Source organism: Pelagicoccus sp. SDUM812002 (assembly GCF_031127835.1).
In the GTDB taxonomy this organism is placed as follows: Bacteria; Verrucomicrobiota; Verrucomicrobiia; order Opitutales; family Opitutaceae; genus Pelagicoccus.
Genome location: NZ_JARXHX010000148.1, coordinates 1 through 372, shown reverse-complemented (window position 1 = coordinate 372; position 372 = coordinate 1). Strand labels below are relative to the sequence as shown.

The 372-nt window shown below is 46.0% G+C and carries 1 protein-coding gene; it reads right to left on the bottom strand.

The window, feature by feature from the left end:
- Positions 1 to 136: 136 nt before the first annotated feature.
- Positions 137 to 372: hypothetical protein (locus QEH53_RS24075; protein ID WP_309025783.1), on the bottom strand; the 236-nt coding region annotated here is incomplete at its 5' end.

The following is a 372-nucleotide window of genomic DNA, read 5'->3' as shown; positions in this document are numbered from 1 at the left end:
TCTTAGGGCTAGGGTAACTTGGGTATCGGCTAAGCTTGGATTCTCTAGGTCAAGAAGTCTAGTTCACTGTTCGAGGATGTTGCCTCCTTCGGATCTAAAACTCTCTCAATATAAATTTCTTCATAAGTGGCTAACGTCAAAGCCACACGATGTCGGCTTCGGTTGAGTTTCCATTTCGGTTGAGGTTGATATCCAAGGCTTCGTTGTGAAACTGGCGTGCGCTTGCCGACATTGTGTGGGCTGCCTGGTTAGCCAAATGATTCGAGTATCCAAAAGAGGAATACACTAGAATCGAATCATTAAACTGGCATAGGACTGGGTTGGTCATCTTAGGGCTAGGGTAACTTGGGTATCGGCTAAGCTTGGATTCTC